The sequence below is a fragment of the Shewanella sp. SP1S2-4 genome, assembly GCF_031932075.1.
GTDB lineage: Bacteria > Pseudomonadota > Gammaproteobacteria > Enterobacterales > Shewanellaceae > Shewanella > Shewanella baltica.
In genome coordinates, this window is sequence record NZ_JAUOET010000010.1 from 38,192 (window position 1) to 64,318 (window position 26,127).

At 44.5% G+C, this 26,127-nt stretch carries 23 protein-coding genes; 14 read left to right on the forward strand and 9 right to left on the reverse strand.

Features of this window, described 5'->3' with window-relative positions; translation table 11 throughout:
- Nucleotides 1-35: 35 nt before the first annotated feature.
- Complete coding sequence (yqfB, locus tag Q4Q52_RS11250; protein ID WP_311990651.1) at nt 36-353, reverse strand: N(4)-acetylcytidine aminohydrolase; 318 nt, start codon at nt 351-353, stop codon at nt 36-38.
- A 365-nt stretch (nt 354-718) separates the two neighbouring features.
- Here yqfB and Q4Q52_RS11255 point away from each other — a divergent pair, with 365 nt between their 5' ends.
- Nucleotides 719-916 (forward strand): DUF2986 domain-containing protein, encoded by a 198-nt coding sequence (locus Q4Q52_RS11255; protein WP_106650766.1) that lies wholly within the window; start codon nt 719-721, stop codon nt 914-916.
- A gap of 232 nt (nt 917-1,148) precedes the next feature.
- Here the strand turns inward: Q4Q52_RS11255 and Q4Q52_RS11260 are convergent, their stop codons facing one another.
- Both Q4Q52_RS11260 and Q4Q52_RS11265 read right to left on the reverse strand, forming a co-directional pair.
- A complete protein-coding gene (locus Q4Q52_RS11260) occupies nt 1,149-2,696 on the reverse strand; it encodes an MATE family efflux transporter (protein WP_311990652.1) in 1,548 nt (515 codons plus the stop codon).
- Nucleotides 2,697-2,744: 48 nt separating this feature from the next.
- On the reverse strand, nt 2,745-3,599 hold the full coding sequence (locus Q4Q52_RS11265; RefSeq protein ID WP_311990653.1) for an ion transporter: 855 nt from the start codon (nt 3,597-3,599) through the stop codon (nt 2,745-2,747).
- Between the two features lie 172 nt (nt 3,600-3,771).
- Between Q4Q52_RS11265 and Q4Q52_RS11270 the strand changes: the two genes are divergently transcribed.
- From Q4Q52_RS11270 to Q4Q52_RS11280, 3 genes are all read left to right on the forward strand, one after another.
- On the forward strand, nt 3,772-4,284 hold the full coding sequence (locus tag Q4Q52_RS11270; protein ID WP_106651838.1) for a murein L,D-transpeptidase family protein: 513 nt from the start codon (nt 3,772-3,774) through the stop codon (nt 4,282-4,284).
- 175 nt (nt 4,285-4,459) lie between these two features.
- Nucleotides 4,460-5,140, forward strand: a complete 681-nt coding sequence (locus tag Q4Q52_RS11275) for a VOC family protein (protein ID WP_259510553.1) — start codon at nt 4,460-4,462, stop codon at nt 5,138-5,140.
- A gap of 307 nt (nt 5,141-5,447) precedes the next feature.
- A complete protein-coding gene (locus Q4Q52_RS11280) occupies nt 5,448-5,708 on the forward strand; it encodes a DUF5062 family protein (protein ID WP_106650770.1) in 261 nt (86 codons plus the stop codon).
- Nucleotides 5,709-5,859: 151 nt separating this feature from the next.
- Here Q4Q52_RS11280 and Q4Q52_RS11285 read toward each other — a convergent pair whose 3' ends face one another.
- Both Q4Q52_RS11285 and Q4Q52_RS11290 read right to left on the reverse strand, forming a co-directional pair.
- The gene (locus Q4Q52_RS11285) at nt 5,860-6,723 is read right to left on the reverse strand and encodes a M23 family metallopeptidase (RefSeq protein WP_311990654.1); all 864 of its coding nucleotides are present in this window, start codon (nt 6,721-6,723) and stop codon (nt 5,860-5,862) included.
- A gap of 442 nt (nt 6,724-7,165) precedes the next feature.
- On the reverse strand, nt 7,166-8,038 hold the full coding sequence (locus Q4Q52_RS11290) for a 6-carboxytetrahydropterin synthase (RefSeq protein WP_106650772.1): 873 nt from the start codon (nt 8,036-8,038) through the stop codon (nt 7,166-7,168).
- Between the two features lie 482 nt (nt 8,039-8,520).
- Here Q4Q52_RS11290 and Q4Q52_RS11295 point away from each other — a divergent pair, with 482 nt between their 5' ends.
- Nucleotides 8,521-9,519 carry a cytochrome-c peroxidase gene (locus Q4Q52_RS11295; protein ID WP_311990655.1) on the forward strand — a complete coding sequence of 333 codons (999 nt, stop codon included), beginning with the start codon at nt 8,521-8,523 and terminating at the stop codon, nt 9,517-9,519.
- 157 nt (nt 9,520-9,676) lie between these two features.
- Here Q4Q52_RS11295 and yejK read toward each other — a convergent pair whose 3' ends face one another.
- Nucleotides 9,677-10,705, reverse strand: coding sequence for a nucleoid-associated protein YejK (gene yejK / locus Q4Q52_RS11300; protein ID WP_259212567.1), 1,029 nt, complete (start codon nt 10,703-10,705; stop codon nt 9,677-9,679).
- A gap of 77 nt (nt 10,706-10,782) precedes the next feature.
- Here yejK and Q4Q52_RS11305 point away from each other — a divergent pair, with 77 nt between their 5' ends.
- Together Q4Q52_RS11305 and Q4Q52_RS11310 are read left to right on the forward strand one after the other, a co-directional pair.
- Entirely contained in the window at nt 10,783-11,001 is a 219-nt protein-coding gene (locus Q4Q52_RS11305) for a YejL family protein (protein WP_011847036.1), read from the forward strand.
- Nucleotides 11,002-11,067: 66 nt separating this feature from the next.
- Nucleotides 11,068-12,855, forward strand: a complete 1,788-nt coding sequence (locus tag Q4Q52_RS11310; RefSeq protein WP_311990656.1) for a DUF3413 domain-containing protein — start codon at nt 11,068-11,070, stop codon at nt 12,853-12,855.
- A 304-nt stretch (nt 12,856-13,159) separates the two neighbouring features.
- Here Q4Q52_RS11310 and Q4Q52_RS11315 read toward each other — a convergent pair whose 3' ends face one another.
- A complete protein-coding gene (locus tag Q4Q52_RS11315) occupies nt 13,160-14,266 on the reverse strand; it encodes an NADH:flavin oxidoreductase/NADH oxidase (RefSeq protein WP_311990657.1) in 1,107 nt (368 codons plus the stop codon).
- A 117-nt stretch (nt 14,267-14,383) separates the two neighbouring features.
- On the opposite strand from Q4Q52_RS11315, the gene Q4Q52_RS11320 reads away from it, so the two are divergent.
- Nucleotides 14,384-15,250 (forward strand): LysR family transcriptional regulator, encoded by an 867-nt coding sequence (locus tag Q4Q52_RS11320; protein WP_311990658.1) that lies wholly within the window; start codon nt 14,384-14,386, stop codon nt 15,248-15,250.
- An 84-nt stretch (nt 15,251-15,334) separates the two neighbouring features.
- Here Q4Q52_RS11320 and trmY read toward each other — a convergent pair whose 3' ends face one another.
- Both trmY and Q4Q52_RS11330 read right to left on the reverse strand, forming a co-directional pair.
- Nucleotides 15,335-15,931, reverse strand: a complete 597-nt coding sequence (gene trmY, locus Q4Q52_RS11325) for a tRNA (pseudouridine(54)-N(1))-methyltransferase TrmY (RefSeq protein ID WP_006086220.1) — start codon at nt 15,929-15,931, stop codon at nt 15,335-15,337.
- A gap of 773 nt (nt 15,932-16,704) precedes the next feature.
- The gene (locus tag Q4Q52_RS11330; protein WP_259520258.1) at nt 16,705-17,463 is read right to left on the reverse strand and encodes a TetR/AcrR family transcriptional regulator; all 759 of its coding nucleotides are present in this window, start codon (nt 17,461-17,463) and stop codon (nt 16,705-16,707) included.
- Nucleotides 17,464-17,808: 345 nt separating this feature from the next.
- Between Q4Q52_RS11330 and Q4Q52_RS11335 the strand changes: the two genes are divergently transcribed.
- From Q4Q52_RS11335 to Q4Q52_RS11360, 6 genes are all read left to right on the forward strand, one after another.
- Nucleotides 17,809-19,329, forward strand: coding sequence for a flavocytochrome c (locus Q4Q52_RS11335; RefSeq protein WP_311990659.1), 1,521 nt, complete (start codon nt 17,809-17,811; stop codon nt 19,327-19,329).
- 5 nt (nt 19,330-19,334) lie between these two features.
- Nucleotides 19,335-19,703 (forward strand): cytochrome c3 family protein, encoded by a 369-nt coding sequence (locus Q4Q52_RS11340; RefSeq protein WP_012089430.1) that lies wholly within the window; start codon nt 19,335-19,337, stop codon nt 19,701-19,703.
- 40 nt (nt 19,704-19,743) lie between these two features.
- Nucleotides 19,744-20,880: a hypothetical protein gene (locus tag Q4Q52_RS11345; protein ID WP_012089431.1), complete on the forward strand. Its 1,137-nt coding sequence runs from the start codon at nt 19,744-19,746 to the stop codon at nt 20,878-20,880.
- A 127-nt stretch (nt 20,881-21,007) separates the two neighbouring features.
- Complete coding sequence (locus Q4Q52_RS11350; protein WP_311990660.1) at nt 21,008-22,123, forward strand: hypothetical protein; 1,116 nt, start codon at nt 21,008-21,010, stop codon at nt 22,121-22,123.
- Nucleotides 22,124-22,297: 174 nt separating this feature from the next.
- Nucleotides 22,298-23,041 carry a cupin domain-containing protein gene (locus tag Q4Q52_RS11355; protein ID WP_261273109.1) on the forward strand — a complete coding sequence of 248 codons (744 nt, stop codon included), beginning with the start codon at nt 22,298-22,300 and terminating at the stop codon, nt 23,039-23,041.
- Nucleotides 23,042-25,041: 2,000 nt separating this feature from the next.
- Nucleotides 25,042-25,887, forward strand: coding sequence for an MBL fold metallo-hydrolase (locus Q4Q52_RS11360; RefSeq protein ID WP_311990661.1), 846 nt, complete (start codon nt 25,042-25,044; stop codon nt 25,885-25,887).
- Nucleotides 25,888-26,127 lie beyond the last annotated feature (240 nt).

The window sequence follows — 26,127 nt, forward strand, 5'->3', positions numbered from 1 at the left end:
CAACACTCATTGCTGCGACATACTACGGCGACAAATTACTGCGGCAAAATCCTAAAACGGATCATAAACAATTGCTCAAGACCGGGGTAAATCTCGGCAATCACATCGCGTAACTGTGGCAGAGTCATATTCTCTTGTTTGGCATGCACTTTGGTGAGCTCAGTTAACTTTACTGGCGTGACATCGATAATCTGGATATCACAAAACCAGCGGTCCGTTTCGAAGGTGGACACAGGTAGAATTTGCCCCGCTATCACATGGGACTCGGCTTCATCGCGCAGGGTAATGGTTTTCGAACCACTTAGGATATCGTGTTCAAAACGCTCGAAAAAAGTGATTTTATTAAGTAACACAGCTTTTCCTCAGATTGTACATAAGCAATAAAAAATGACATTGGCGTCAGTTTATCGAACGAATCATGCGGGGCAATATAATGGCTTTTAACGCCTACTGACAGCATATAGCGGTAAATACTCGGCATCGATTGCACTCATCCCTGTACTGCCCATTGAGTCAAACTCCCGTACAAACGCGCTATTGCCGAATTGACTACCAATTATTAGACGCCCAAAAGTTGCAGTTCTTTTCGACAGCTTTCAGTAAAACAATTCAGCAAAACATGGTCAGTTCGCTCAGATTGAGTTAGAATCCGCCCTCAATTGAGCCCTTGGCCTCATATTCCTGCGCATAGCGGGTGCGAAACGAAATTAGAGACGTCATGAACAAGAAACAAAAGATCATCAAGAAAATTGCTAAACGCGCTAAGGCCAGACTGAATAAAGTCGACCCAGTGACTATCGGCTCGCCAGCAAAATCAGGTTACATCTCTAAGGCCGAACGCGCAAAAATGGCGGCATTAGAAGCCACGACTGAACAAGTCGAAGGCCAAAAAGACACGCCAAGCATTGAAGAATAAACAGTACCGCAGAATAACGCTTTCTAGCGGCCTATTTTTGCATTGTTAACCCGACTCGATTAACTGCAAACGCCGCTTAAAACAAAAATGCCACAAGCAAACTTGTGGCATTTTGTTTTTCAGTATTCCTAACGGTGCGCGGTGAAGCAGCTGGAGTATTTATGTTTGATTCAATAACGTTATTTGACAGTTTGGAGCGTCACTAAAACAAGTGAACTATTAACTGATAAAGTCAGTTCGGCTTTTTGCCTTCTTCTAAATACGTTATTGGCAATACCGACTCACTCTCTTGCTCCTCGGCTAATTGCGCCATCTGCACGCAAGAAGATGAAAGTGGATTGGTCGCACTCGGCAGGTTCTCCGCCACACAGTTCGCGATTTCCTCCTCTTCACTCAGCGCAACATTACGGGGAGCGGCATTGATGCCGCCAACATTCGCCATCGCGGACAACTGGGCCTGCGCCGCCACTTTATCCACTAAACGGTAGGCAACCCACACACCTAAAGTACCAAACAAAATAGACCCTAAAACTTGCCCAATCAACACGCCATAAACCCCGCCCCAAAGTGCACCCAAATACACAAAGGGCACTGTGCCTAAGGTGGCTTTACCAACATTAAACAAGGTGGAATATTTAGCCTTACCGAGGTTATTAAAGGACGCATTAGCCACGAATAAAATCCCCGAAAAGATAAAGAAAACCGCAATATAACTACAGAAAAAGTGGATAAGGTCGGCGCTATCGCCCTTCATATCAAACACATTGACCAAATGTGACTTAAGCGCAAACAGCAACAGAGACATTACCAGCACATACACAGCACAAAACTGAATCGCCCGCGTTAAACTCTCGCGCACTCGGTCAAACTGTCCCGCACCAAAATTTTGCCCAACAATAGGGCCAATCGCACCCGAAAGCGCAAAGATCATCCCAAAGGTCACAGGGATTAAACGCCCTAATACCGCCCAGCCCGCCACGTAAGCGTCACCGAAATCGGCAATGGCTCGGGTCACAAAGGCATTACCGATAGGCGTCGCCACGTTGGTTAACATCGCGGGTCCCGCTATGGCAAAGATGGGTTTTAGATCGGCGATAAAATGCGCCTTATCGAAATGACCTAACAACTTATGCTTAACTACAACGCCGCGGCCAGCAATAAAAAATACCGCCACCCGCGCTAAAACGGATGCCAATGCCGCGCCTTCAATCCCCATGGCGAACAGGAAGATAAAAATCGGGTCGAGTACAGCATTAACGCCGCCGCCCGCTAAGGTCGACATCATAGATAACTTTGCATCACCCACGGCGCGCAAAGCCCCGCCGAGCGCCATCGCAAGACAAATAAAAGGCAAGGAAGGCACTAAGATATACAAGTAGCTGGCAGCGAGCTCAGCCGTATGGCCACTTGCGCCCACTAAGGCAACCAACTCAGGGATGAAAGTAGTGACCACGCCGGCCACCAGCACGCTAATCAGCGTTGTCACCACTGCGCTATTGAGCAATAACCGCTTTGCCAGCACCACATCTTTTGCGCCAATCGAGCGAGACACTAAGGCGCCTAAAGCAATTGATAAGCCTATCCCAATGGACGTAGTGAAAAAGGAGATACTGCCCGCATACCCCACAGCCGCCGCAAGCTCATGCTCCCCCAATAAACTCAGGAAAAAGATATCCAGTAAATCCACCACAAATAAGGCAGAAATCCCCACCGCGGCGGTCGAACTCATCACTAAGATGTGGCGTAATATGGGGCCTTCAACAAACTTGGCTTGCGTCATACGTGTGTTTTACCTGCAAAAAATAATAAGTGTCCGCCAACGCAATGACTAAGCGCCTTTTTCAACGGGGGTATCTAGACTATCTAACTCGCATCCGCAGCGGCTACAGTACATAGCATCAAGATCGTGGCCGGTTTTATGGCATTGATTGCACGAGCGTAAATCTCGATGGCGCCCCACTTCTTGGGAGATTTCCGCGGTTAAAATCCCAGTTGGGATCGCGATAATTGAGTAACCAATCAACATAGTAAAAGCGGCAATCGCCTGACCTAATCCCGTTTTTGGGGTGATATCACCGTAACCGACAGTAGTAATAGTCACAATTGTCCAGTAGACAGCTTTAGGTATTGAACTAAAACCATTATCAGGCCCTTCAACAACATACATTACCGCACTGAGCACCATAACGATCAAACTGACCGAGAAGAAAAATATAAAGACCTTACGACTCGACTGCATCATGGCTCTAAGCAACACATTCCCTTCACTCAAATAACGCAGTAATTTGAGTACGCGGAAAATCCTGAATAACCTGAGAATTCGGATGACTAAGGTAAAGTTAGCACCAGGGATCAGTAACGCCAGATAACTTGGCAATACAGATAACAAATCGACTATGCCATAAAAGCTGCGGGCATATAACACGGGATGAGTCGCACAATACAAACGTAGGCCATATTCAAGGGTGAATATAATCGTAAAGACCCACTCCAAGACGCGAATAATCTGCCCGTATTCACGATGAAACACTTCTACCGTATCGAGAAACACTAGAGCGACACTCAGCACAATGCACACCATTAAGGCGATATCAAAATAGCGGCCAGCGGGAGTATCAGTGCCAAAAATAATGGTGCGTAATTGACGTTTTAGTGGGCTTTCGGATTCAATGTTTTCAGACATAAAAGCTTTTACTTCCTTGCAACAAACTGAGTAACTCTGGGATTACATCATAAATATCCCACGAGTCTGCCATGCAATTGCATTCAGCTCAAAATTATCTACTCACAGCAAGATAAAATTGCGGTATGATGCCGAAAAAAGCCAACAACTAGTGTTAATTTTCGAGGAATTCATGCGCGCCACCCTACTTTCCACATTGACCACCCTCACTGTGACTATCGCGGCACTCGTTTCACCCGGATTACATGCCTCAGGCATGGGTAAAGTGGATCTTGTGGTGATCACAAAATCCGAATCCAGTATGGCTTTATTGCGCGATGGCAAAATACTCAAACAATATCGCATTGCCATGGGTGACTTACCCGCAGGACACAAATTAAAGGAAGGCGATCAACGCACACCACAGGGACGTTATACCCTAGATTATAAAAAGCCCGACAGTGCCTATTATAAATCGATCCATATTTCCTATCCCAATGAAGAAGATAAACTCAGAGCCAAAGCCTTAGGCATTAGACCCGGAGGCATGATCATGATCCACGGTCAGAACCCTAAGTCGCCGTTGCCGCCAGAACAAGCCCAGCAATACAACTGGACCGACGGTTGTATCGCGATAACCAACGCCGAAATGGATGAAGTGTGGAAAGTGGTCGATGAAGGAACGCCAATTGAAATTTGGCCGTAACCTAAGCCTACTTAGCCATGGCAACACGCCGAATAGATAATGTCACAACATCAAACACGCCCAGCTTAATGGGCGTTTTTATTTAGCCATTTACATCATATCGTTAGCCGTATTATCCCCGTGATTTTGTGTAAAGGATAAAAACTAACGGCAATACACATGCCTTGGAGCCTATATGTCATCATCCAATGAAGCTGCCACGCCGCAGAGCACAAGCATCAGCTATGAGCAATTAACCCAAAGCTGGCCCGCCTTCGAAGCACAAATTTTAGCCTTGCTTGAAACCTTAGACTTAGCGGATAAAGCACTGGTTTGCGATCATGTCGCGCTGCGCGTCAATTCCATCGCCAGTGCAGATGCGCTGCGCTATGCCTTTAGCCGCGTCGGTAAGATCATTTCAGACAATATCATCAATGGTCGTACGATTCTGATTATCGAACTGGATATCCCACTTACGCTGGGTCAATTTAGCATTGCCTGTGTCGAACTTCCCTACCCCAGCGACAAAGTCTATCCGCAGGAAGGCTGGGAACACATTGAGCTAGTTATTGATTCAAAAGCGACAGAGTGCGATACCCTGAGCCAAGATTTGCTCGCACTATGTCCCAAACTCAGCGCTTTACTGCCATCGGAGCACACTGCAGAGCCCGTTCAGTCAAGCTCACCAGACTTGAGTTCACAAGGCTTGATCTCACAAAGCTTAGCATCCCTTGCTGGGATAAAAATTAAGATGAGCTCGCCCAAAGGGGATAAAGAGCGTTTAGCCAATCCGACGATTGCCTTTAAGCGCGATGATGTGTGCATTAAAGTGCATCCCCATGGCATAAAAGCAGTGATCGCCAGCGAGCAAACGTAGGCAGCCTATTTTAGGCGAGCTTAATATCTGCAAGAAGATAGCATTGAGCTTAGATTTCCATTGGCACTTACCGCACTTGTCTTAACGAACAAATCTGTTGATGACTATATCAATCAGGTTCAGTGTTCAGACTCAGTATCCAGATCATCTTTAGGCCCTTTTTTTGGTAGTTTTGTCAAAAATTGCCAAAATTAAATCTCGAAAACAGCATATTTAGCGTAACTTAGGACGTATAACTCGCAGATGCCATCAGACGTACATTATCGAGTCCACTTGATGGATTCGATGTGCAAACAGAGGATCGCCAATGAAACCACACAAGAACGAAGCGCAAATATTGAAGTTCGCCATGGAAATCGGTATTGGCTATGCCAAAAAACGCGGATATGCGGACTTCGACAAGGGCATCTCGCCCAAAGATAAAGTGGAATGTATTTACCGTTTATTGGTCACAGACAACTTAATCCAGCCACTGGCCAAAGATAAAGAAGATGGGCCAAACATGAAACACAAACTGATTTTATGGATCACCCGCCAGCTACCTGCCGATCATCCATTATTGAAGTAATCTTTTTGAGCTAAGCGGTTGAAACTCATTACCTGCAAGCGGGCAGTGAAAGCAAATATAAAGAATCCAACTTGTTGAGTGCTAACGATAAGAATCATAAAAAATGGCGCATCATAGCGCCATTTAATTGAGCCAGAGCTGGATATCGAACCTAGCCCTTTTTAGCCGCTTTACTGGCTTTCTCATTCGCTAGCACTGTTGCCATGGGTGGCACTATGGTTGTGGGATCGAGGCGCATTTGATACCAGTTCACTCGCCAATCTAAATGCGGGCCATTAGCACGACCTGTTGCGCCCACCTCTGCCACGGCTTGACCTTGCTTAACCGCTTCACCCGCGTTGACGTACAGCTTACTCAAGTGCAAAAAGCTCGAACTTACGCCATAGCCATGGTCGATCACCATAGTCCCACCCGAATAAAACATATCTGGAACAGAAAGGCTTATCACACCATCGGCGGGCGCTACCATGACAGTGCCGGTTTTCGCCGCCACATCCACACCAAAGTGTGGATTACCGGGTACATCATTATAAATACGTTGGCTACCATAAACCCCGGAAATACGCCCAGTCAGCGGCCAAATAAACGCCTGTAAAAAGGCCGTTTGCTCGCTAAATGTGGCCCGCGCCGCTTTTACCTGCGCCGTGTCTTTCGCCGCTCTTTCCTGCGCGACGGGATCGGGCTTCATGATCTTAGAACTAATGCCCTTGACACTTTGAATCTTGTACTCACGCTTGGTTAACGTTAGAGGCTTGACCTCAGTCAAACCATCGGGATAAACCAAGGTTAACTGCTGACTCAGTTCTCCGTCACGATCAAAACCAAAGGCAAAATGACCGTCAGGCGTGACCTTAATGGCTTCACCATTTAAGCTAATCTGAGTGCCCGCTGGCGCTTGACCCCGCATTAATGCGCCTTGCTCTAACTTACCCTGTAAACTCACCGCTGCTTGCACCTGAGGCGCAATGAGCACTAGGCCCAAGGTTAACCATGCCGTTAAACGATTTCCCAACATCTTATTTCTTCCCGAAACGTTTCCCAAACCAATAGTTTCCAAAATCTGAGTTCCTAATATTCTATTATCGGGCATCTTAGCCTCGAACATCATAGCCCTAAACATCTTCACAAAAAATCTTATCGATGGTCAACTCAGGGCAATGCCCATTGAATGCGTTCTGCACGACACTAACGCATCACTAGCACACCACTGACTCATCGCTAACACTGAATCACTAAACTCTGACCGATTAACCCCATGCGTCACGTTAACCTAACCCACCCTAAAAATCGATCCACAGCGGCGCAAATACCTAATGATGTATTGCATACAATAGCAATCGCGCTTTATCTAAGGTTATGACACAAAAAAGCCCCGACAATCTGCCGAGGCTCATTCAGCAAGTAATTTATATTTACTCGGCTCTATTTACCTAAACTTAGCTACCCAAACTTAGCGCTTATCCCTTAGACACAATCGCGCCTTTACCTACACCTTCAAACGCCACCACTTTAAACTGACTTCCTGGCACTTTAGCGACTAATGTCGTGGCAATATAATCGGCTAACAACTCAACCGTGGTGTCGTGGGGAATTAAATCACAACATTCCTTTGGCATTGCCAATTGGAAATCCCCTTGGGGCGCTTGATAGTGAAAACCATAGTGGCTGCTATCGGTGATCCGTGTTTGCGACGAAAGATTGAGAGTGTCAACTGAAACTAAATCCTCTTCACTGCCCAAATAAATATCGTGCCATCGCTTGGCCCAATACTCATCCCACTTTGGTGCTGGGCTGCCATTTTCATAAACGTGAATAGGGCTACGATGTCCATGGGCGATACGCTGACAATTACCATCGTGTTTACGTAAACCATGGCTGTAATGGTAGTAAGGCGTATCGAGGATTTCATGTCTCAAGGTGAGCGTGATCCCTTCGACATTCTTAGGTAAAGCTTCACGTAACGCTTTCTGTAAAAAGGCATTCACACTGGGAATATCAATCTCTTCGGTCGGCACTAAGGCAAAGGCTTGGGAAGGACAGGCCAAATGAATTTCACCTAACTGACTATCAAAATCCATCCACACTCTATCGCCCTGCTGTTGCCATCGCACACTGCTGCAGGCCGTAGGCACTAATAAACGATGATCGGCCACCGCATCTATGGTCTGCTTGATCGTACGTTTGACTTTAGCAAAATCGAGCACCATGTTTTGCTCGTCTAATCCGCCCTCAAGCAGAACATCGACAATCCAACTCTCCCCCACCATGCCGCGCTTTGGGCACAAATAGGAAAAATCGATCACAGTTAAATCTTTGACAAACAATTGCATTAACGCTCCTCGGCAGAAAAACAGTCCACCTATGTAATTTTATAGCACCGCTTGGCGATGGCCGAACGTGCTAACTTGAGGCACTCAACACGAGTCAACTCAACATGAACAGAGATTCTAATCAATTCCGTCTGTTGTCGCGACAAATGAATCCACTCGGCTCAATATTTTGTCTCAGATGTTTGTATCAGATGTGTATATCAGGTAGTCGAAAATCCAGCAATGTAACTCATTGCAACCATCAAATGTCGTTAGACAGAAAGCAACAATGCATCGACCTTGTCGATTAACAGATAAAGCCTTAACAGGAACACAGTTCAACCTAGCAAAATAACAGAATAAAAACAGAGAATTAGATCGCAAAAGCTTAATCCGCAACAGCGATAGACCCAATCGAAACAAAGCATTATCACTCAGCCTTATTAACCGCTAGCATCCCAATTAAACCATACAAATATCAAGGTTATATAGGGAGAAATAAGATGACCAAACTTACAACTATCGCCATTTTCATCGCAGGTATGTTAGCCAGTGCCCATGCTATCAGTGCAGAACCCATCGAAGTGATCACAGCAGCCAAGATCACTGAACCTGAAAAAGTTGAATTAGGTAAAATGCTGTTCTTCGAACCCAGACTGTCTAAATCTGGCTTTATCTCTTGTAACTCTTGCCATAATTTATCCACTGGTGGTGTCGATGCTCTACCCACATCCATTGGTCACCATTGGCAGGAAGGCCCAATTAACTCCCCCACAGTGCTAAATGCCGACTTTATGCTGGCTCAATTTTGGGATGGTCGTGCCAGTGATTTGAAAGAGCAAGCCGCGGGCCCTATCGCCAACCCGAAAGAGATGGGCTTTACCCATGAACTCGCAACTGAAACTATCGCCTCTATGCCAGCCTACAGAGCGCACTTCGCCAAGGTCTATGGCGATGACAAAGTCACAATTGACCGTTTAACCGATGCAATTGCCACCTTTGAAAAAACCTTAGTCACGCCAAATAGTCCGTTCGATCAATATTTATTGGGTAAGCAAGATGCGATCAGTGTGAATGCCAAAGCGGGTTATCAACTCTTCAAGGATAAAGGTTGCGTGAGTTGCCATAACGGCCCGGCCGTCGGTGGCACTATGTATATGAAAATGGGCCTCATCAAACCGTTCCACACCAATAATCCTTCAGAAGGTCGTAAGGGCGTCACAGGTAAAGAAGCTGATAAATTTGTGTTTAAAGTGCCGACACTACGCAATATTGAGCTCACCTATCCCTACTTCCATGATGGCAGCGTCTGGACCTTAGAAGAAGCAGTGAATACCATGGCAGACATTCAATTAGGGCAAAAACTCTCTGACCAAGAAGTGAAAGAAATGGTCGCCTTCCTTGAGTCCTTAACGGGCGATCAGCCGCAAATTACGCTACCTATTTTGCCACCATCGAATAAAGATACGCCACGTCCTGTGCCATTTAGCTCCAATAATTAACATAGGCAACGAGTCACTGACTAAGAAGTTCTCACTTAAAACTGAGTCAGCGCGACACTTAGTGATTTGGTGATTGGGTTAGCAAAAAGGCCGAGAGTAAAAACTTTCGGCCTTTAGTTATTCGTTCGCTTAAAAAAAACGATGGATGAATTAAGTGCTATTCGCCTTTAAGACGACGATCAAGCTGATCTTTTAAGTTTGCTGGCACACCTTTGATTAAAATCGTGTCAGAGATGGGATCGTAAATCACCCGTTGGCCTAAGTGGCCGCCATCAAAACTTAACGTTACGCCGCCACCCGTACCAGAAAACTTCTTCAATTGGCGCAGGGTTGATTTGTCGGCCGGAAACTCTTCATCGAGATCATAACTGCCGCCACGAGCAAAATCATAGAAGGAGTCCATGCCTTGATCGGCTAACTCATCGGCCAAGTCTTTGATCTCAATGTCAGCGCCTTCATCGAAGCGCTCACTGCAATATTCAAACACTTTATTGCGGCACTGCTGACGCTCGTCTTTCGTCAACTCACTGCTGGCAACAAAATCTTCAACCGCATTCATTAAGGTTTTGTTTTGCGCCTTAGTGTTGACGCCTTCTACGCAGCCCATAAAGTCGAGGAAAAAGTCGGCGACTTTACGTCCCGCACGGCCACGGATAAAGGAAATGTATTTACGCGATTCTTTATCGGCTTGCCACTCGGTCAAATCGATGCGTGCCGCCAGTTGGATATTGTTTAAATCCAAATGATTATTTTGCGACAGTTCCATATCGTCTAGCACAGTCATCGATGACTTAGCACTTAATAAGGCGACAAACAGATAATCGCTGGTGATGCTGGTGTAGCAAGACATCAGCAAAAAACCGCCTTGACTGAAATCGTACTTCGACAATTCTTCTTGCAGCAATTTACTGGCTTGGCCCGAAAATTCCACAAACCCTAAATCGCCGCCACGGTATTGAGTTAACGCATTGGCAAAAGCAGGATTGGCCTCACCGTCGTCGCCATGGATACCAAAATAGCCAAAACCTTTACCGGCCTTTCCCGTATAAGTCTGGTGTAATTCGTCGAGCATCACCTCGACCGCCTGACCGTTCAGCAGAGGTTGAGGACGCAAACGGCAGCGTAATTGCCCCTGACTGTCCTGAGAAATCTCGTGAATAATTGCGTGTTCGATGTTAATACTCATAAGCCCTGATAGTGATACTGGGATAAATCCGCTATTATATGCCGCTAATCCATTCCAAAGTGAAACATTTTTTGATTATGGCAATCCAATCGAAATACTCAAACACCCAAGTTGAATCATTAATCGCCGAAATATTGGCTGTGTTAGAAAAGCATAAAGCACCGACTGACCTGAGCCTGATGGCATTGGGTAACTGCGTGACAAACCTGCTAGAACGTAAAGTGCCAAGCGAATCGCGCCAAGCCGTGGCCGAACAATTTGCAAAAGCACTCGCACAATCGGTTAAATCCCAGTAAGTTAACTGGGTAATAATCGTCAAAAGAATATAAGATACAAGGTCTTTTAGGAATAAGCGGATCACTATGGTCGAGCGAAAAAAGCAAATGAGCCGCGATCGGGTTTCCCGGCTCATCAACTGGGGACATTGGTTCGCCTTCTTCAATGGCATATTAGCCATGATAGTCGGCAGCCGATATCTTGGCAGCGTGGGTTATCCAGAAACTTGGTATGGCTGGGTTTATCTAAGCGTCAGCACTATTGGTCAGTTTAGCTTTCTCGCCTTTATCGCCTATTTGATCTGCCTGTTCCCACTGACCTTGATATTGCCTTATTCGAAGATATTAAGAGGCGTCGCGGCGGTGATCGCGACCCTAAGTCTCTGTATCTTATTGTACGATACGATTGTTTACGCCGATTACGGCATGCACTTGAGCCCCTTCGCCTTCGATTTGGCCTGGGCGGATCTCAATGCCCTGCTCCATGGCACTTCCTATATCGTCACGCCACTCGCCATTATTGCTATTGAGCTTACGGCAGCGAACTTTTTGTGGAAGCGAATAGAGAAGATCCAAAAGCTGAATTTAGGCAATAAAGTCATCACCTTAGTGGGTATCTGTTTTGTCAGTAGCCACTTGGTCCACATTTGGGCCGATGCCGCCGACATCACTGAAATTACCCGTTTCGATGATACTTATCCTTTATCATACCCTGCGACAGCGCGCTCCTTTATGGAAAGTCACGGTATTGATGGCTCGTCACAAGGTGACGATCTCAATCACAATACCAGTGTACTCAATTATCCAGAGCAACCACTGACCTGCCAAGCTGACACTAAAATCAATGTGTTGATGATCACCATCGATAGTTTGCGTGCCGATATGGTCGATGGCAAAAGCATGCCATTCTTGCAGCAATACACTGAAAGTAACCAGTCTTTTACCCAGCATTTCAGCGGCGGCAACCAATTTAGAACCGGCATGTTTTCGCTACTCTACGGCCTGCAAGGCAGTTATGGCGATGCGCGAATTTTTAATAGCACCAGTCCGCTAATGACCCGAAGCTTCCAGCAAGCGGGTTATGAACTGGGATTGTTCCTGCCAGAAACCAATCTTAATTTGCGTTCTTCACAGGCAATGTTTAATGACTTCAATCCTGTGATAGCTAAAGAAACCAATGGCAGCGCCGATGCCGACTTGCACACAGTGGCCAGTTTTAACGAGTGGCACAGCATCCAAAATAAACCTTGGTTTGCGCTCGTTAATTTAAAAGCGCCGGAAAATTTCGATACTCCCGTGGGTTTCCTTGGCATTGAAACCGTGAAAGCCAATCCCGACCTTATGCCAGCGCAAAAGGTACTGTTTAATCAATATCGCCAATCACTGTATTTTGTCGATCAACAACTTAAGGCAATGCTGGCCAATGTGCCCAAGGATACCTTAGTGATTATCACAGGGGTGAATGGCAAGATGTTCACCAGTAACAGTGACGAAGCGAATCGCAACCTGTCACCACAGAGTGTCAAAGTGCCCTTAGTGATCCACTGGCCTAATACGGGCGCGTCTAAGGTCAAATACCGCACCAGCCATTACGGCATAGCGCCGACTTTGATGACCCACGTGCTCGGCTGCACCAATAACACCACAGATTACAGCGCTGGCCGCAGCTTATTGCAACCGAGTAAAGAAACATGGATCTACATAGGTGATAGCCGTATTTTTGCTATCTATCAAGAAGCGGAAGTGACAGTGATTGACCGCCACGGCAAATACCGTATTTACGATGAAAACTATGAACATAGGCTCAATAAGAAAATGAGTGCGCCTGAGTTGATTGAAGTGATGCGCGAAGGTCGACGTTTCTATAATCACTAATCTCAATCCTCTGCTTGAAGAAGCCCCACTCCCTGCGGATTGGGGCTTTTTTATTCCCCTAGCGACAGAAGAAATGCTTAGAAATCAGAGTTAATCACAAGATGATTAACCGATTCCCCTTCCACCTGAGTTTGCGTATCCCCAAAACAAAAAGCCGCTATCCAGAGATAACGGCTTTTTAGACTAGGGCTAAATATTAAGAACTTAACTTACGCCAATCCACAATAAAACTAAGTCACAATCAAACCAATCAACCATAAAATTAGCTCGCAATGAACTCACTCACGATCAAGTCTATTCGTAATCAATCGGCTTTAACCGTGGAGTAACGCTCTAACCAATGGGCGTAAGATGGGGGTAATACCCAAGATGGGCGCGCTATCTTTAAGGTTTGCGCCGCTTGATATGGCCAATGTGGATTCGCTAAAAAGGCTTTACCTATCATCACTAAATCCATTTGTTCATCTTCAATAGCCGCATTGGCATGGTGTGGATTATCCATGCCCCACGACGTCGCAACAGGGAAACCTACTTCTTGGCGAACCCGCGCAGCAATAGGCGCCAAGAACGCCGGACTCCATGGAATATTTGCCGTTGGGGTCGAGAAACAAATGCTGACGTTTAACATATCGAGCCCAGCTTGTTTAAATTGCTTCACCAAGGCGATTGATTCAGTTAACGTTTCTTCATCTTTATGGTCGAATTCAATCACGCCAAATCGCGCCGTTAAGGGTAAATGCTGTGGCCAAACGTCTCTGACTGCGGCAATGGTTTCTAACAAAAAACGTCCACGCCCTTCGGCATTACCACCATATTGGTCGGTGCGTTCATTGGCATAGGTTGAAAAGAAACTTTGGGCTAAATAACCGTGGGCGAAATGCAGTTCTAACCATTCAAATCCTGCGGCTAAAGCGCGCTTTGCTGCCGCCACAAAGTCGGCTTTAACCCGCTCAATGTCCTCAATCGTCATAGCGGTAGGCACTTTAGGTAAGTTTGCGCCAAATGCGACAGCTGATGGTGCAATCGGTTGCCAACCTCGCGTGTCATCATCGGCAATATGGTCATCCCCTTCCCACGGGATATTGGCACTCGCTTTACGGCCTGCATGACCAATCTGAATGCCTGCAACAGCACCGGCATTTTTAATCGCACTAGCCACTTTTGCTAGGCCTTGGGCTTGTTCGTCATTCCATAACCCAAGGCATTTGGGTGTGATACGGCCTTCAGGAGAAACCGCTGTGGCTTCAACCACAACAAGACCGGCTCCGCCACGGGCAAGGCCAGTGTAATGCACCTGATGCCAGTCGTTGATGAGTCCATCTGTGGCTTGGTATTGGCACATGGGTGCAACGGCAATACGGTTTTTGAGTGTGATGTCTTTAAGTTTGAAGGATGAAAATAGATCGGCCATGGTGTTTCCTGTGTCTATTAAGATCAAAAGGTATTTGAATACTGAATGACGACAGACTAGTCTTATCGTGCCATAATTAAAAGCACATACGGATTATAGATTTGATAAATTTTACTTATGATAAATCCACAGTGGTTACACACCTTTAGCGTGCTAGTCGAGAAAGGGAATTTCACCCGCACCGCCGAAGCCATAGGTATCACCCAAGCGGCCGTGAGTCAGCATATCAGTCGCTTAGAAGAAACCTACGGCACACTGTTTTTACGCCGCACCCGCCAGCTTGAAATCACTCCCATAGGGGAAAACCTGCTGACCTACGTTAAAGAAGTTGAATGCGCGCAGAAACGCCTACAACAGAAACTTATCCATGATGACGCCAATGCCGGTGATATTAGCCTTATCACTCCAGGTAGCATTGGTTTAACGCTTTTTCCATTATTAATCGAATTACAACAAGCCTTTCCGGCGTTAAGCATTCACCACCGTTTTGCCCCTGACAGTGAGATAGTGGCCTCAGTGTTGGCCAATGAACATGAAATCGGCATGGTAACCTTAAAACCATCCGATCCTCGTATTCACAGCACGCATTTCACCGAAGAGCCGCTTGAGCTTGTGGTACCTGCAAGCCATAAACAACATGAGTGGATTGATTTACAACGGCTAGGGTTTATCTCCCATCCCGATGGCGAGGCCATGGCCACTCGGCTGCTTAGCCGTAAATATCCAAGTCATCCCGGTATTCAAGACATTCCCTGTAGGGGATTTACTAACCAAATCAGCCTGATCCTCGAACCTGTCGCGAAAGGACTAGGATTTACAGTCATCCCGCAATACGCCCGCAAAGCCTTTGAACGACAACAAGATATCTATGTTGTTGAATGTGGCAGCCAAGTTGTAGACACCATTTGGCTTATCCACCGCGCGGAATGGCCCTTGTCACGCAGAGCCCAAAAAGCGATCACATTTTTAAAGGGGAAAATATAAAACCCCATTAAAAAATGGGGTTCGACACACAAGTTGCGACACAAGGATAGTCAGCGTTAGCAACGGATACATAAGACTCAGAGGCTATTGATTAATATCTAATTCATTATGGATCAATACCACGCACTGGGAAGCAAATAGCATCTTTGGCCCTAGGCTAATCTTTTGCGCGCCGAGTCGTTTCAAGGTATTAAAACTTTTCTTCGGCATAGGAATATGATCGGTCAGCAAAAAGCACGGATTCCCCACAAATTCTTGCTCACGGATTGAAGTGCCCTTCTTATCCATCATAAATAATTGATAATCCACCGCGAGGTCCTGCACCAGCTTTTCAAAACTGATGGTGCTCACAGTAATGCCCTCGTCCACAACGCGAGTTTGCTCTTTCGTCATACCCCGAGAAATATCTAAGGCCTTGGCAATTTTGGTCAGCAAAGCTTGTTCGTGAAAACCGCCAATATGGCAAATATTTCGCGTATCGAAGCAAATAGTGCGAGAAAAATCATGGGTACTTTCTAACACCAAATAAACGACAACATCGTTTCGATGGGACTGAGCCACAAAGATAGTGTTCATTAGGGTATGAGCCAAAATTTCGGTGTGCGCCTCTTGGCCGACAGAAGCCAAAAACAACTGACTGTCAGTAGGTGCAGATCTTGCTCGTAAAACAAACGCGCGCATAGGTAAATGTCCTACTCAATAATGTCTTAAATGCTAAATGGCGAATTCAAATATCTGTGTGAAACTTGTCATTTCACGTTGAGGATTTTTGTCTTAGTGGTACCAATGACGTCGACTACTGGAGCTTAAACGATTAGCGTTCGTCCTCATGACTACAAAAAAGATATAAAAAAACAAAACCCCGTATAGCAATGCTACCACGGGGTTTTGTTTTTACTTAACTGTCACTTATCTTAATAATTAAAACAGCCTAACAATTAAGCATTTAATTTGGTCGGTATGAGAGGATTCGAACCTCCGCCCCCTGACACCCCATGACAGTGAACCGTTTAATCATAACCTGCTAAATTTAAACATAAATCATGTAATTTTGCACGTTTTAATTACCCTAATAATTTATGTGCATTTACATGCAAATGCGAAATGTGCAGCCTGTGCATTCAATAGCTTACACTGTATTTGACCGTACAATTTGCACTATTTTTAGCACAAGCAAATCTAATCTATTTTTTAAACGAATATTTCATGCTGAAAATATGAACAGCGAACGAATTATTTGCAGGCATACCTAGCCTGATGACTTTCATTCAGGCCAACGTCGCTCCGACTTTATCTAGAAGCATAATAAAGTTTGATCAAAAACTAGATTGCTATGAAGAGCCGCAACACACTAGTTTGATAAATTATTCGTAAAAGCAGCCATTACTTCTGAATTGAATTTTGGCACAAGTATAAAATCTACTGAAACAGAGCTTTGTTGATTTCAATCACCGTTAACCCTCAACACCATTTGTACAAGACAGCGCACTACATGCAGCACAACTCATATGATCACGATAATGTTGGTCGAAGAACTTAATCGTTCTGGCCTCTAAAGAATCATATAATTCTGGGGTTAAGGGCATTTTCCACTTATATTGCCCCATCAATTTAGCCAAATGTCGGTAACAGGTTTCGCGACGATTAGAAAGGTATTCTGGCGCGATAAGCTGACTCTCAAATTGAGTTAACGCCCCGGTTAAATAAAAGGTGATGCCCTGTACTAACTCCTTTACCTGTAATGGTGTCGCCTCTAATTCCCCTTTTTCTACTGCTAGATTGAGCGAGTCAGTAAACCAGCCCCAGAACGCATTGATGCGCTTTTTAAAGCGTTCGACTTTTTCATCACTAGCAAGTTGCCATACCATGGTATTAACAGAAACAGAACGTAACGTTGCAAAGCTTTTGCTGCGTTTTATCGTTTCAAAGGTAAATAGAATTGGCAACAATACTCGTTCTTTAGCCGTTAATTCAGGATTTTTATTAATAAAAATTGGCAAGTGATTAGAGGTTGCACTTCTTAGGAACAAACAAACTAAAACGTCTTCCTTACGTTCAAAAAATTTGTACAAGGTGCCAGTAGAACAACCGACTTCTTTGGCCAGTTGAGAAAACTTAAAAGAGACGATGCCTTGCGACTCAATCAACAGCTCAGCTGCATCCAGTATTTGATTGCACCTTAAAATAGATAGTGTGTCAGAAGGACATTTCATGCACTAAACCCAAATAAAACGCTAAGTAAGCGTGAATTATGCGTTGTTAACTTATGCCTGTTATAGGGTAAAGATGACTAATCGGGATAAAGCTCACGCAAGTGAGCATTTTATTTATGTTCTTTGTGAGTTACCTCAAGCATACATTGCAACAACAAGTTTTTTTCATAGATTAAAATCCCTTCACTTACATTTTTGTTGCAAAAACATTCATTTTCAAAAAAGATTATTCTAGACATAACTCACGAATAAGTTTGCCACTCCAAAAAAGCCGTGACTTAGTTCACCTTTAGCCTGCCCCATAGCCTCTATCTTGCTTGCATACTGAAGTAGAGGGTGAACAACATGCATAATAGAAGAAACTTTTTAAAACTGGGTGCAGGTGCAGCTATTGGCGGTATTGCAGCCGCACTGCCAAGTGCAGCATCAGCTAACGAGTGCGCATCAAACATAAAATGGGATGAAACACGCGATGTTATCGTCGTGGGTTCAGGTTTCGCGGGTTTATCTGCTTCACTCAATTCTAAACGCCAAGGTCTTGGTTCCGTACTTGTACTGGAGAAAATGCAAGTCATTGGCGGTAACTCTGCGATTAATGGCGGTTGGCTAGCCATTCCCAAAAACCCAATCCAATTAGCCCAAGGCATTCAAGATGATTCGCCAGAGGAACTGGTTAAAGATCAGATCATTTCTGGCCGCGGTATGCAAAATACTGACATGTTGCGCCAAATGGCTAATCGCGCACTGGATGCCTATAACCTGTGTATTAATGCAGGAGTAAAGTTTCGCGAAGGATTTAATCAGCAAGTGGGTGGACATAATAAAGCACGAGCAATTCGTACCCAACACGGTGTGGGTGGCGATATCACCACTAAACTTTATGAAGTGGGTAAAAAAGAAGGAGTTGAATATCGTCTGCAACACTATGTTGAAGATTTCATCATGGATGGTCAGGAAATTATCGGCCTCAAAGTTCGCCAAAATTATCGTTTCCCCGATCTCAAAACTGGCAAAACAATCTATATCAAAGCTAACAAGGCCGTTATCCTTGCCCACGGTGGTTTTTCTCGAAATTTAAAACTGCGTGAGCTGGTTGATCCATCGCTTGATAAGACACTCGATTGCACCAATGCGCTAGGAGCGACTGGAGAAGTCACCCTTACAGCCATGGCACACGGTGCACTGCCTATACATATGAGCTTTATTCAAACTGGCCACTGGGGTTCGCCTGATGAAGGCGGCTTCGGTTGGTCAAATGCGTTACTATCGATTGGTTTCCATAAGGGCATTTCCGTCAATGTTCTTGATGGTAAACGGTTTATGAATGAACGTGCCGACAGAAAAACCTGCTCTGACGCCATAATGAAAAACCGTAATGCAGATGGTTCCCCCGCTTATCCTGTCGTGTTTTTTAATCATGATGACCATGTTGGCGATGAACGCGTCACCCGTGCCGTGCGTGACCAAATTGCCTGGAAAGTCGATAGCCTAGAGCAATTAGCTAAGCAGTTTAATATCCCACTAAATGAGTTAAAACAAACCGTTACGGAGTACAACCAACAAGTACCTAAAGGTGTTGATCCACTCTTTGGCCGCATGATGGATACGGCTGTACAGCTGAAACCTCCCTTTATTGTCTCGCGGATCTGGCCAAAAGTGCATTACTGCATGGGAGGATTAAAAACCGATTTAGGTGCCCGTGTTATGCACAGTCAATCGTTAACGACAATTAAGAAACTGTATGCAGTTGGCGAAGCGACCGGTGGTACACATGGTGGAACACGTTTAAGTTCAACGGCATGCCTAGAGTGCTTGACGATGGGAATTATCGTATCTGAAACCATCAAATCTGACATGCAGGCTTAAATATTATGAATAAATTACTACTCACACTCCTTATTGGATTCGTATTTGCTGGCAATGTAAACGCCGGAGAGCTGGTCAAAATGAAAGGCAGTACTCAAGGCCGAGTAAATCATGAGTCTCTCTATCAAGAAGGCTGTAAAAGCTGTCACCAAGGTTCAGGTAAGCAAAATGCTACCGACGCAGCGTGCGTTGAATGTCACGGTGACATAACCAGCATCCCCGTTGACGAGAAAAAGCTACCGATCCCAGAGGCTCATCCGCACAAATCGTTGCACTACAACGAAGGTGCAAGCTGCTTAGCCTGCCACGCTGAACACGAAAAAAAGGCCCCAGTTTGTGCTGAATGCCACCGTACTTGGTTCAAAGAAATGTAAATTAATTATTAAAATTCAAATACTAAAATAAAAGGTAACGATGATGAAACAATCCACTCGGTTTATGCTGTCCATGGTTGCAACTGCAATGGCCATGTCGAGTTCAGCCGCTTTTGCTGCAGAACAACAAGAAGATGGTATTAACGTTGGCGGTGCTGTGCGTGTTAACTATGGTTATAAAGATTATGACAAAGCCTCAAAAGACAAAGGCGGCGATTTTAATTTTGATATGGCCGCAATTAAATTTGATGGTAAAAAAGGCGACTTCGGTTTAGCCGCAGAATACCGTTTTACTTCAGGCACTAACTATATCAAGTACGGTTATGGTTACTACAACATTGATCCAGACTGGCAACTGCAATTTGGTATCAACAAGGTACCCTTTGGTAATCGCGAGTTTATTTCTAACAGTTGGTGGTTTGGTCTACCTTACTATTTAGGTTTTGAGGATGATCATGATATCGGTCTTAAAGCCACCTACGAAAAAAATGGTTGGCATACTGATTTAGCCTTTTACAAAAATGCTGAATATGGTGCGACCGAGAATAAGCGTTATTCGACCGATTTGTATACCGGTACCATCAATGGCACTGAGTATCACAATGAAGAAACTAACCAGTTAAACGTGCGCCAAACTTATACAACAGAATACGAAGGCGGCTCGACTACCTTTGGTGGCTCTGTGCAGTATGGCCAAATCTACAACAGCGAGACGGGCAACAATGGCGATCGCTATGCCGTAGCATTGCATCTAGACAGCAGCTACAAAGGCTGGAATTTACAAATGCAAGCCATGCAATATGAATACGATGCTGCAGATGCTATCGACTCCAATAAAATTGGCGTGTCAGTAGTGAGCTGGCAGTATGAAATTGCTTCTAAGGGCCAAGCCTATAACATCAACATTGCCAAAACCGTGAACACAGATTGGGGTAGCATTAAGTTCTACAACGACTTTGGTTTAATGACGCCAGATGTTGATGATGATAGCTACGATAACAGTATGCAAAACGTCACTGGTATGGCGATTTCTGCAGGTCCTACCTACACAATGATCGACTTTGTTATGGGTAAAAATATGACCTTCTCTACTGCCAATAACGACCATGTTGGATTACCGGAAGTCGGTAATGATTGGGATAAACGCATTAACATCAACTTTGGCTATTATTTCTAACTCTCCATTCTAACTTTTGTTTTTAATAATCAAGTCGATCGGGACGTTCCTGCGGTTTTGATCGACCCTTCTTTTTATGCCCTATTTATTAGGGCATTTTTTATTTTTCAATGTGATTTAGCCAACCATGAAGCAACACACTTTACTCGCCTTATCCCTATTTTTTATTCCGTTTTCACCACTCTATGGAACAGAGTTACAAATGGGGGGATTTATTAAGGCAAACGCACGTTATGTTGAAGGTAATCTGAAGTTTCAAGACAGTTGGACAGGTGGAGGTTCTTTCGCGGATAACACTAAACGTACTCAATTCAGTGCGCAAGAAAGTCGCGTAAATATGACCATCACCTCAAATGAAGTTCAAGCCTTTGCTGAAATTGACTTTGTTGGCTCGGCGCAGGGGAATCCGATAATTTCCAATTCCTACAGCCCCCGCCTAAGGCACGCATTTATATCCTACCAAGGCGTAACGGCTGGGCAAACTTGGTCCACCTTAGTCAATACAAGCACCTTTGCTGAAACGGCCGATTTAGGCGGGCCATTAGTTGGTCAAGCCATGATAAGGCAAGCGCTGGTACGTTATAACACAACCCATTGGCAGTTTGCCCTAGAAAACCCCTACACCTACGGAACTCAAGCACCAGAACAAGCAAGTGCACAAACTAAATTCGCCACAGCACTCACGTCAACAGAACCGCTATGGATTGATACCAACCATGATTATCTGCCAGACATGATCGTTCGTTACAACCAATCGGGTGACTGGGGTAATGTGTCAATATCAGGTTTACTAAGATATTTAGACTCCGCCGATACAGCCCAATGGGGTGGTGGTACATCAATAGCGGCAAAAATACATTCCATAGGGAAAGATGATCTTCGTATTCAATTGCACTATGGTCATTTAGGGCGCTATGTAGGAACCGATGCAGCTAGAGATATCACAGATGGGCAATTAGAAAATTCTTTATCCGTCATGTTCGCCTATAGGCACTTTTGGACCCAACACACACGTTCAAGTATCTTTTATGGGCACACATCCACAAAAGTAGAACAAACAGATCGCAGTCATTTTGGGGTTAACTTATTCACCAATTTAACCCAATCACTCACTTTAGGCGCTGAAATAGGTCGTTATCAAATGCAAGACAATATCACTTCTCTTGTGCCCACAGTATCCCAGCCAAGGACAACTCAGGGAGCCTCCAACTATGCACAAGTCAGTCTGCAATTCCATTTCTAATGCTAGGGTCGCAGATAAGATTATTCGCGAGCAGAGTCACGAATAAGTTTGCCACTGAAAACATGACGTGATCCATTTCACCTTTGCGGTAGACCAATCTCTTTATTGTTAGTGACAGAACAATAATACCAACACAATACCGCCATTTTAAAAATTAAGACAATAGGATAGATAATGATGAAATTAAAAATGCTTTTTGGAATCGCCGCATTTGCATCAACGGCAGCTATGGCGCAAGGCCCACAATGTAACCATGCACAACTTCCATACCAACAAATGACACCGGTGCCAGCGGACAGTACTCCTTATGTCCCACAAGATACTATGCCTGAGCAATGTCGTAACCCAGAAATTGAAGCTTATATTACTGATTGGGAAGCAGGCAAAATCGATTTTAATACCATTAAACCCAACGACAGCATCGCCGCGGATCAACGTTTCTGTAAAACCTTGGATGATAATGGCAATGTCCTAGAAGCAAAAAACTGCGACCCTAAAAACTCTCCCGTTGGCTATATTTGGAAAGAATTGTCTGACAGCCCAGTTGTTATCGGTATTACTAATGGTGGCAAGTCAGATCATGAGCCGCACTTTCATGGCCAACCTGAGTGTTATTACGTCGTAAATGGCACAAGTAAAACATTAGCAAACAATAAATTTGAAACCCTAGCTAAAGGTCAATACTTCTACATACCTGGGGCTCATATCCACAACACGCCAATTTTAAACAAAGAGGGTTTAGGCGTGTTCTACTGGTATCCGAATAATGCTCATTTTGATGGTTTTAAATACTATTGGCGCAAAGATGTGAAAAACTTGAGAGTGGCTGAAGAAGCCTTTGATCGTGTTGATGCCATTCGTAAACGTGATCTTAACCTAGGCCCATACGGTACAAACGAAGCATTCTTTAAAAAATAAGCCAAATTGAAATAAACCACCTTCCGAAGAAGGTGGTTTAGCCCTCTTTGCTCCGCTTATATCGCCACTACCTCATCCAGCGAAGTAAAAAATGGGGATATAACATTGGCGCATAAAGCAAAGATCAAAGGATCATAAAATCGATCTGTTCAAGTTGGTATATCCGAGCACACCTATTTTTTGAAATTCTGAGGAAATAGGAATAATAATCAAGTAAAATCAATATTATAAATAGCGTTCAAAATTATGAACGCCCCTTAAAAGCCCGCTAATAAAACAACAACCAAGCCCTCTAAAATCCTCATATGTAGTGAAGCACTGCGTGTCGCCGCCCCCGCAATCAACCGCGCCGGAAGGACCCGCGATGATAATGGTTCGCATCTGCAGCGAGTTGAGAGCGATTCTCATCATCATAAAGTGTCGCGTTCGGTTTCAATCAAACCGTGAGCATCGGCGAGACACAAAATCCGCCCATCTGAAAATCAAAATTCCTCATAATTGCACATGATCATCGCTCTATTCCTATCCATGCAGGATGACTAATATAGGTAAAGAGAACGACTCTGGCACTCGGTTAAAATGAGCCTAGTCCTAGACAGAAGCAATTCACCTAAAACCGTCTAAAACCGTTTAAAACCTTGGCTTTTACCCTCTTCACCCTATTGCCAATATTTAACACCAAAGCAACAAATGCACGCTATTGCATCCTTCCTTAGGGTTGATGCAATGACTCGTCTGTAGCCCTACTGCTGCTTGGGCTAGAGTGCTCCCAACTTTTTGAGGCTATCTAGGGATTATCTAGGCCGCATCAAAAAACGGTTGAACCATATTGGTGCAACACACTGAACAACACCCATTGAATAGAAACATATCAATAACAATTCAAACTAAGGCAGCATGAGCCTAAAAACGCGTTCAATCACTCAGAAACAGTGTGCAGATCATCCCAGTTCACATGATTTCGATGACCAAAAACGGGGAGCGGATAACGCCTTCGCAGGATGAGGCCGCGACCGAAACAGTGAGCCGAATAGAAGGATCCATTTGGGCGCCATCAATTCACCCCAAACAGCCAAAAAACTCACCTTTTGCCCTACCCTTTACGCCCCTCAATCGTTAACACAAAAGCAACAAAAGCGAGTCGTTGCATCCTCCTCTAGGGTTGATGCAACGACTCGCCTGTAGCCTTACTGCTGCATGGGTTTGAGTGCTCCCAACTTTTTGAGGCTATCTAGGGATTATCTAGGCCGCATCGAAGTACTGTTGAACTCGAATGGCGTAATCCCCCTATCTCCATATAACATATAAGCAACAACTACAACTAGGAAAACGTGCGGTATTCTCACTCGTCATCGTCGCATAACACGCCTATATCCGCCCTAACATTACTGACTTCACCCACAGACATGATGTAAATGCCTGAACGACTAATACATCTGCAGGTATTAAGCAGCTAACGAACGGAAGCATGCACCTTAATGCTTGGTATCAGCCCTATCCATCCCCTTATCCCAACAAGCAATTAGCCAGCGTGAGATCAGCGGACACAGCTGCAGGTAAACACGGCAGGATCATAGAACCAGCGGAACAACATGCTTAGGTACCCACCATCATCGACCACCGGCATTAGCGAATTACTGTTCAGCGCTCATGATGCGCTTTGGGATTGGATAACACGTCTGCAGGTGAAAAGAGTACAGTTCAAGAGCATGTCGCACTAAGCCGGCAACTGGCCATGATGCCATTGTGATTGGGTAACACGTCTGCAGGTGAAGATAGTGGCCTAAGAACAGGCCAAACTAAACGCACGATGGAATGAGATCCGACTGGTTGCTTTAACTCACTTCTGCACCAAAGCAATTTTTAATCCGGTATAATCACTGACCGTGAAGTAGCCTGAACCAAAAATTTTTGTAATGATGGCAACCGCCTTCTTTTAATTACCTTCGTGCAGGTATAAAGCGTTAAGCGCAAAAGTAATACCACTATTTTGGATAATGATGAAACTTACAGCATTAGTTGATAATACTCGTTTAGACAGTAGGCCAGAACTAGCTGTTGAGCGGGGGCTCTCTTTTCATGTAGAGACAATGGGAAGCAAAATTCTGTTTGATACAGGAAGCAGTAGTACGTTCTGTGAAAATGCGGCATTGATGAATATTAGCATTCAAGACGTTGATCTCGCAGTAATATCTCATCGTCACCACGACCATTGCAATGGTACTACTCACTTTATTGAACGAAATTCTAAAGCAAAGATATATTTGAAAAACTGTGAGGATAAAAACTATCGATTTAAGGCGTTTGGTTTTAAAAATGATGTTGGTATTAATAAAGAATTGCTAAAAAATGCAAGTGAGCGCTTAGTTTTTGTTGAACATACAACAGAGATATTGCCGAACATTTTTATTATAACCGAAATTAGTAATAAATATGAAAAACCAAAAGGGAATCGGTATCTCTATACCCAATCAGAAAATGGTTACGAAAATGATATATTTGATCATGAATTACTTTTGGTCGTTAAAGAAAGCGATGGCCTAATCGTCTTTACTGGTTGTGCTCACAGCGGTGTTTTAAATATGGTAGAGACTGCTATTGAACTGTTCCCTAACCATAGAATAAAAGCAGTTGTTGGAGGTTTTCACTTAGTTGGTTTGCCACTATTTAATAGCATTGGTGGGACTAAACAAGATATTCAAGCAATTGGTCAGGCTTTGTCACACTATCCAATTGACAAGCTGTACACAGGACACTGCACAGGAATGAAAGCATTTGGATTACTTAAAGAAGTCCTTGGAGATCGTCTAGAACATTTTCCAACGGGGCGAAGCGTATTAATTTAGTGATCTCAGTACACGTGTTTAACGGTTTAGGTCAGCAAACTGTTCTCTACTTAACCAGTGTTTTTGCCCCTTAAAGGCTTGGAATAAGCATTCTAAACCGAATCTGTCCAGAAGTGTGATGTCGAGTGGAGATTGAGCGCTTGGAGCTCACGCAAGACTGCTCAAAACCTCGCAATTCCCCTGACCTTTTTAACCTGATAAAATCAACACAAGAATAACAAAAGCACGCCATTGCATCCT

Coding starts and splice junctions, on each gene's coding strand:
- Q4Q52_RS11255 (WP_106650766.1), top strand. CDS start 719: ATGAACAAGAAACAAAAGATCATCAAGAAAATTGCTAAACGCGCTAAG.
- Q4Q52_RS11260 (WP_311990652.1), bottom strand. CDS start 2,696: ATGACGCAAGCCAAGTTTGTTGAAGGCCCCATATTACGCCACATCTTA.
- Q4Q52_RS11265 (WP_311990653.1), bottom strand. CDS start 3,599: ATGTCTGAAAACATTGAATCCGAAAGCCCACTAAAACGTCAATTACGC.
- Q4Q52_RS11270 (WP_106651838.1), top strand. CDS start 3,772: ATGCGCGCCACCCTACTTTCCACATTGACCACCCTCACTGTGACTATC.
- Q4Q52_RS11275 (WP_259510553.1), top strand. CDS start 4,460: ATGTCATCATCCAATGAAGCTGCCACGCCGCAGAGCACAAGCATCAGC.
- Q4Q52_RS11280 (WP_106650770.1), top strand. CDS start 5,448: ATGAAACCACACAAGAACGAAGCGCAAATATTGAAGTTCGCCATGGAA.
- Q4Q52_RS11285 (WP_311990654.1), bottom strand. CDS start 6,723: ATGTTGGGAAATCGTTTAACGGCATGGTTAACCTTGGGCCTAGTGCTC.
- Q4Q52_RS11290 (WP_106650772.1), bottom strand. CDS start 8,038: ATGCAATTGTTTGTCAAAGATTTAACTGTGATCGATTTTTCCTATTTG.
- Q4Q52_RS11295 (WP_311990655.1), top strand. CDS start 8,521: ATGACCAAACTTACAACTATCGCCATTTTCATCGCAGGTATGTTAGCC.
- yejK (WP_259212567.1), bottom strand. CDS start 10,705: ATGAGTATTAACATCGAACACGCAATTATTCACGAGATTTCTCAGGAC.
- Q4Q52_RS11305 (WP_011847036.1), top strand. CDS start 10,783: ATGGCAATCCAATCGAAATACTCAAACACCCAAGTTGAATCATTAATC.
- Q4Q52_RS11310 (WP_311990656.1), top strand. CDS start 11,068: ATGGTCGAGCGAAAAAAGCAAATGAGCCGCGATCGGGTTTCCCGGCTC.
- Q4Q52_RS11315 (WP_311990657.1), bottom strand. CDS start 14,266: ATGGCCGATCTATTTTCATCCTTCAAACTTAAAGACATCACACTCAAA.
- Q4Q52_RS11320 (WP_311990658.1), top strand. CDS start 14,384: ATGATAAATCCACAGTGGTTACACACCTTTAGCGTGCTAGTCGAGAAA.
- trmY (WP_006086220.1), bottom strand. CDS start 15,931: ATGCGCGCGTTTGTTTTACGAGCAAGATCTGCACCTACTGACAGTCAG.
- Q4Q52_RS11330 (WP_259520258.1), bottom strand. CDS start 17,463: ATGAAATGTCCTTCTGACACACTATCTATTTTAAGGTGCAATCAAATA.
- Q4Q52_RS11335 (WP_311990659.1), top strand. CDS start 17,809: ATGCATAATAGAAGAAACTTTTTAAAACTGGGTGCAGGTGCAGCTATT.
- Q4Q52_RS11340 (WP_012089430.1), top strand. CDS start 19,335: ATGAATAAATTACTACTCACACTCCTTATTGGATTCGTATTTGCTGGC.
- Q4Q52_RS11345 (WP_012089431.1), top strand. CDS start 19,744: ATGATGAAACAATCCACTCGGTTTATGCTGTCCATGGTTGCAACTGCA.
- Q4Q52_RS11350 (WP_311990660.1), top strand. CDS start 21,008: ATGAAGCAACACACTTTACTCGCCTTATCCCTATTTTTTATTCCGTTT.
- Q4Q52_RS11355 (WP_261273109.1), top strand. CDS start 22,298: ATGATGAAATTAAAAATGCTTTTTGGAATCGCCGCATTTGCATCAACG.
- Q4Q52_RS11360 (WP_311990661.1), top strand. CDS start 25,042: ATGAAACTTACAGCATTAGTTGATAATACTCGTTTAGACAGTAGGCCA.